The sequence below is a fragment of the Microbacterium sp. Bi128 genome (genome assembly GCF_918698205.1).
In genome coordinates this window covers 1-1,609 of the sequence record NZ_CAKKMM010001178.1, presented here as the reverse complement: position 1 = coordinate 1,609, position 1,609 = coordinate 1, and the positions used below count along the sequence as shown (strand labels likewise).

The 1,609-nt window shown below is 66.6% G+C and carries 2 protein-coding genes; both read right to left on the bottom strand.

The features are described 5' to 3' along the window. Positions 1–76: 76 nt before the first annotated feature. A complete protein-coding gene (locus tag LQV45_RS31000; RefSeq protein WP_079550332.1) occupies positions 77–244 on the bottom strand; it encodes a DUF3117 domain-containing protein in 168 nt (55 codons plus the stop codon). Between the two features lie 253 nt (positions 245–497). Continuing rightward, a partial coding sequence (locus LQV45_RS30995) for a hypothetical protein (RefSeq protein ID WP_230011143.1) occupies positions 498–1,609 on the bottom strand: 1,112 nt, incomplete at its 5' end.

Sequence of the window (1,609 nt, the reverse complement as noted above, 5' to 3'; positions counted from 1 at the left end):
GGCGCTGACAGCAAAGGGCGGGGTCCGCAGCCTGGTGGCCGGGACCCCGCCCTGTTGCAAAGCTCTTGGCGTGACGCTATTCGGTGACGCCGACGAGGCATTCCTTGAGGTTCGTCGCCTCAGCGGCATTGAGTTCGACTACAAGCCGCCCCCCGCCTTCGAGCGGAACACGCATGATCAGGCTTCGTCCCTCTTTCGTCACTTCCATAGGGCCGTCGCCGGTGCGTGGTTTCATTGCCGCCATAAGGAATATCCCCTCCATTAGTCCCTGACATACCAGCCCGGCCGGGCTGCGTCCGCTTGGCCAATCAAGCCGTCCGGCAGCGCTCCAGGAGGCTGCCGTGACCGGCAAACTCACAAATAAACCGCTTACAAACTGTGTGCTTCTTGTCCTTGCTTATCCTCTATTATCGCGTAACAATCCGCCCGTAGCTAATCGTTGGACTTTCCAGCGCGTCCCGCCAGGCCGGGCCGGCACCGCCAAATGGTGCTGTGCGTCACGGCGGGTAGTCCCCTCCGCCCGGCAGTTGCGCCCACGCCCACAGCCACACAATCCAGACGACCTGCAGCAGCACGAACATGACCACCACGGTGCCGCGGTAGGCGCGGGAACGCGAGAGAAGGGCGGCGCTGAGGGCGAGCGGGAACAGCGGCAGCAGCATCCTGAACGTGCTGGTCTGGGGGTGCAGGAAGACCAGCAGGTAGCCCATATAGCAGCAGCACCAGAGCCTCAGCTCGGTGCCCAGGGCGACGACCGGCCGGGACATCATCAGCAGCGTGAACGCGGCAACGAACACGAAGGGAGCCAGCACGCCGAAAGTCGGCCCGAAGAGCATGATGCCGGCGTCGAACCATGGCTTGAACGGCACCAGGTCTTCGCCGCGCCATGCGGTTTCGGTCTTGGTGTAGGCGCCCGGATCGCCGGTCGCGGCCCAGGCGATGGCCGGCCACAGCAGGGCACCGATGCCGCTGACGGCGGTGAGCCCGCCCAGTGACCACAGCTCGGCGTTGCCGGGGAGGGCGAGGCCGTCCCGGCGCTGCACTGTGACGCCCTGTGTCGCGGGGCTCTGGTTCGCGGGGTGTCGTGCCGTGGCGTGTTGTGCCGTGGGATGCTGCACAGTGCGGGTCTGCGCAGTACGGGTTTGCGCAGTACGGGTTTGCGCAGTGAGGCGCTGCCAGAGACGGTAGAGCAGCAACAGGCCCATCATCGCGGCAAACGGAACCCCGGTAGGCCGGGAAAGGCACATCAGGACCACAACGGGCATGGCCCACAGGTACCGGCGCTCCATGACAAGCAGCAGCGCGGCGCCGAGGAGCAGCAGGTTGAGGGATTCGGCGTAGGGCACCTGCAGCACCGGCGCCACCGGGAAAGCCGCCAGGAACACGGTCCCCCAGAGCGCCGTGCGGTGCGTGGCCCGGTGCCGGAAAATTCTGTACGCCACGAGGGCTGCACCCACACCGGAGACCAGGGCGATGGCCGTCAGGGACCACGCCGGGCCCGTGCCTGTCAGCCCGGACACCACCCGGCCCAGCACCGGAAACAGGGGGTAGAAGGCCCACGTGTTCTCCTGGACGGTGACGGCGTCGTCGGTCGGCAGAAGCGCCGGAG

Bases quoted from the DNA above. Each gene is read 5' to 3' on its own strand.
- LQV45_RS31000 (WP_079550332.1), bottom strand. From the start codon at position 244: ATGGCGGCAATGAAACCACGCACCGGCGACGGCCCTATGGAAGTGACG.